Origin of the sequence: Luteitalea sp. (assembly GCF_044337415.1) — a bacterium.
Classification (GTDB): Bacteria; Acidobacteriota; Vicinamibacteria; order Vicinamibacterales; family Vicinamibacteraceae; genus Luteitalea.
Genome location: NZ_JBIINP010000271.1, coordinates 1 through 4,610 on the forward strand (window position 1 = coordinate 1; position 4,610 = coordinate 4,610).

General features: G+C 69.7%; 2 protein-coding genes. Both read right to left on the minus strand.

Features of this window, described 5'->3' with window-relative positions:
* Window positions 1-224: 224 nt before the first annotated feature.
* The gene (locus ACIRDX_RS20675) at window positions 225-1,709 is read right to left on the minus strand and encodes a DUF1800 family protein (protein WP_396627328.1); all 1,485 of its coding nucleotides are present in this window, start codon (window positions 1,707-1,709) and stop codon (window positions 225-227) included.
* Between the two features lie 192 nt (window positions 1,710-1,901).
* A complete protein-coding gene (locus tag ACIRDX_RS20680; protein WP_396627329.1) occupies window positions 1,902-4,592 on the minus strand; it encodes a PIG-L family deacetylase in 2,691 nt (896 codons plus the stop codon).
* Window positions 4,593-4,610 lie beyond the last annotated feature (18 nt).

The following is a 4,610-nucleotide window of genomic DNA, read 5'->3' on the forward strand; positions in this document are numbered from 1 at the left end:
CACGACGAGGTTCCGCGACCGCGCGCCCTGCGCCCGCGCGATGTCGGACAGGAAGGCCGGCGCCGCGAAGCTGACGGTGAAGGCGGCGACGCCACCCTTGATGAACGTTCGACGGTTTGGAGCCATTTGGGAGAATGCCGCGATGCTGCGATGCCGAGAATGCCGAAGTGGAAGGGAAAAGGCGGAAGGCCGAAAGACCAGCCCCCAGCCCCGAGCCCCTTGCCCTACACGAACTGGTACTCCGGTGAAGCGAGCACGAGGTGCGTCACGCCGGGCACCTTGGCCAGCAGTTCGGTGTCCGACCCCGTCCAGTTGGTGCCGGCCCGCAGGTAGCCGAGCAACTCGTTGTACGGCGGCGTGTCGAAGGGCATCGGCGACAGCCGGTCCAGCGTGTACTCCAGGACCGATTGCGGCGATGCCTTGGCCGGCCGGGCTGCGTCGCGCAGGTTGAAGCGCTGGTTCTGCGTGAGCGTGGCCGCGAAGTTCATGCGCGCGAGCATCGCGCCGGTCGAGAACCAGCCCGCGCCCGTCTCCCACCCGTTGACGTCGGGCGGCTCGAACAGCGACTGCCCCATCGACAGCAACGGCGCGAGGGCGCTGTCCACCGAGAACCCGGACCACCCGGTCTCCTTGATGGCCTTCACCACCAGCTCCACCGGCCACGCGTAGCGCGCGTAGTAGGCCGACGGATCGGAGAACTCCGGCGACAGCAGCACCGAGAGCACCACGCGGCGCATGTCGAAGTTGGTGGCGTAGTAGGTGCCCGACACGCGGTCGACGAACGACTGCGGCGCCGGCTGCAGCTCGCTCACGAAGTACCCGTACAGCTTGCGCGCGAGCCGCGGCCCGGTCTGCGGGTGGCGGCAGCACGCCAGGAGGAAGTCCAGCCCCTCCTGCTCGCCATTGGCCGTGATGGTCCGTCCGCCGCCCGGGTAGATCTCGAACGAGAAGGTCTTGTTGCCCGTGTCGTGCTGCGTCGACCGGTACGTGTAGGAGTACGCCAGCGTGGCGTCGTTGACGTTGTTGGTGCCGCGCGCGCCGACGGTGAGGTTCCAGCCCGTGAACACCCGGGCGGCCGCCTTCACGTCGTCTTCGGTGTAGTTGTTCGGCGAGCTATCCGAGGCGCGGATGCCCATCGTGAACAGCTCCATCACCTCGCGCGCGAAGTTCTCCTGCGGCGTGCCGCGCACGTTCAGGCGCCCGTCGAGCCACACCAGCATCGCCGGGTCGCGGGCCATCATCACGAGCATGTCGTAGAAGTTGCCGAGCGCGTTCTGGCGGAACAGGTCGATCTGGCCGACGGGGCTGTTCTTCGGGCCGTTGTACTCGGGCGAGGCGGCCATCATGCGCGTGGCCACCATGCCGCCGTAGGTGTCGGCGATCTTCTGGTACGCCGTGGCGAAGTGATGGTGCCAGAAGAGCGCCATCTTCTCCTGCAGCGGCCGCCGCGAGTGGACCATGCGGAACAGCCACCGCTGGCGCGCGTCGGTGATCGAGGTGTCGGGCGCGAACTGCCCGCGCGTGGTCACCCCGACGTGCCCGGGCACGCCGATGCGCGCGTCCACGTCGTCTGGCGCCTGCTCGTAGAACACCAGCAGGTCCACCGCGGCCTGGTAGCCGATGGTCGCCAGCTCGGCGACCTCGTCAGGGCTGCCTCCGAAACCTGCGCGTCGCAGCAGGTGCTCGATCCGGTCGTCGCGTCTGGCCATGTGCGTGTGTCCCACCACAGCAAGGCCCATTCCAGTTGAGGGCCAACCGCCGCAGCTCAGGGACATCTGATGCTGCCACAGATCTGCAATAAAGCGGAAGGCCGCCGAAGGGCGAACGCCCCGCGACGGCCTTACGTTCCTGTCGGCGCCGGCACCGAATGTGTCGGTCGGCCGGCGTCCTGTCGGCGCGGGTCAGCGGGCGGGCGACGCCTTCCCGAGCGACAGGAGGTTCGCCGTGAGGGCATACGCCCCGTCCGTGCCCGCCGGGAGCTGCCGCCACAGGTTCAGGCCCACGTAGATCCAGCGCCCCTGCCCCACCTTGGCCTCGACCAGCGCGCCACGCTTGGGGCCCGGGTTGTTCGGGAACGGGTCGGCCATCTCCACGAGATCGACGTACTGCTTGTCGGCCGCCTCGGTGCCGAAGAAGTACAACCCGCGCTCCTGCACCCATCCCTTCCAGGCGTCCTCGCCGATCCGGTTCGGCGTCGTGAACACCGGGTGCGTCGGCACCAGCACCTTCACCGGGGCGTTTTCGTCGGTCACGCGGTCGGCGTTGAAGCGGCCGAACGGGCCGGCCTGCGCCGAGGGACGGCCGACGGTGCCCGGATAGGGGCCGTACTGCGCGTCGTTGAACTCGAACTTGTTGTACTGGACGATGACCGTCCCGCCCTTGGCGGCGTAATCGAGCAGGCGCTGGTTGTAGGCCCGCAGGTCGGTGCGCCGCTCGTAGGCGCGCACGCCCGTCATCACCACGGAGTACTTCGAGAGGTCGGCCGAGGCCAGCTGCGCCGGCGTGAGGAACTCCACGGTCGCTCCCAGCTGCTCGAGGGCCGGCGGCACCTGGTCGCCCACCCCCATGATGTAGCCGACGGTCACGCCGGTCACCGGCTTGAGGTCGAGCACCTTGAGGCTGCCTGCCGCATCGCTCACGAGGTGGCGGCGACGGATGTGCGGGTACTCGATGGCCTCGTAGCCCTGCGAGAACGACTCGCCGTCGCGCGAGGCCACGGCGGTCACGTCGTAGCGACCAGGCTTGGCGCCGGCGGGCGGCGTGACCGCGAACCGCACCTGCCGCGCCTCGTCCTCGCGGGCGAACGTCACCGTCTCGCTGGCCGGCGCGGCGGTCCAGCCCGCGGGCAGCTTCAGCGTCACCGCCGCCGAGCCTGCCTTCTTGCCGTGGTTGATCACCGTGATGTCGAGGGCGCGCGTCTGCCCGCCGCCCGGGAACGCGACGACGTCGGCGCCGAGCGTGACGGCCAGCGCCGGCACCACGAGCAGTTCCTGCCGCTTCTCGCCGCTGAACACGTTGCCTTCGTGCCGGAACTGCACCGGGTAGGTCACCACCTGGTCCTGGCCGCCGATGGTGAAGGTGACCTTGGCGGTGAACGGCGTCGGCTCGAAGGGCAGGCCGAACGGCGCCTCAGGGTCGAAGTCGTAGTAGTCGCGGTCGGGCAGGCGCTTCCAGTAGGCCGTCGTCAGCTTCGCCTTCGCCGGGACGTTGAGCGTGACGTCGCACGCGAACGGCTTCAGGCCCTCGATGGGGGCCGCCGCGCACGCCGCGCTGCCGTCGAAGCCGGTGAACTCGACGTTCTTCACGGCGACGCCGTCGCCCGCCCCGGCAAACGCGCGCAGCGTGAGCTTGGTGGCCTGGCCGCCCACCACGAGGCCGTCGTCGGCCAGCAGATCGACCTTGAGGCCAGAGGCGAGGCGCAGCGCCTCCTCGGCCTGCTTCTCCTTCTGCGCGAGACGGAAGTCGACCTCGTAGCGCGCGCCCTCGTCGGGGTGCATGTTGCCGATCTGCGCGCGCAGGGCGCGGATGGTGACCAGCACCTGCGGCAGCGCCGCGCGGGCGCCAGCGACGCCCTTGGTCTCGAAGGCGGTCTGCGCGTTGCGCACCTGCCCCTCCAGCGACTCGATGGCGAGGCCGAGGGCCGGCGAGCCGCCGCGGCCGAAGCGGGCGAGGGAGCGCAGGCTGGTGTCGATGCCGGCAAACAGCTCCTTGTTCTGCTCGGCCTTCGGCGTGGTGAGCACGCTGTCCTCGAGCACGTAGGCGCGCGGCTGTGCGGCCGGCAGGCTCACGAGCTGCGGCATGCCCTGGCACATGTGCATGCTGCGCGCTTCGCTGCCGATCTCGTTGTAGGTCCGGCCGAGCAGCGGGTCGAACACGTGGCCGTCGACGCGGCAGATGGTCTCGGCCGGCACGTTGGCCACGCTCTGGCCGAACCCGCCCGTGTAGTAGAACTTCGACGCCTGCCACGGGCGCAGCCCCCTGGTGATCTGCTCGGGGAACTTCGCCGGGTCGGCCGCCGCGCGGAACGCCTCGGCGGTGATGTTGGACGAGGCCTGGTGGTGCTGCCCGCCGCCCTGCGTGTGGTCCCACAGGAAGCCGACGATCACGTCGGGCCTGATGGTGCGAATCCAGTAGACGTAGTCCTCGAGGATCTTGTCGCGGTGCCACCGCTGGAAGGTCTCGTCGCGGCTGAACGAGAAGCCGAAGTCGACGGCGCGCGCGAAGTACTGCTCGGCGCCATCGACACGGTGCGCCGCCAGCAGTTCCTCGGTGCGCAACACGGCCAGCGACTCGAAGATCTCGGGACCGATCTCGTTCTGCCCGCCGTTGCCGCGTGTGGCGGTGACCAGCGTGGTACGCATCCCGCGCTCGAACTTGTAGCGCGCGAGCATCGCGTTGTTCTCGTCGTCGGGATGCGCCGTGGTCATCATCAGCGACCCGATCGTGCCGAGCTCGCGCAGCTTCAGCCCCACGGCCGCGTGATCGGGCGCCTCGGCGATCGGGCGGAAGCGGTACTGGGTGTGCGCAGGGACGGTCAGCGCGAGCACGAGCGCCGCGGCGGCGACGGCCGCGAGGGAGCGAAGTCTGGTCATGGACATGGCGTGAAGGAG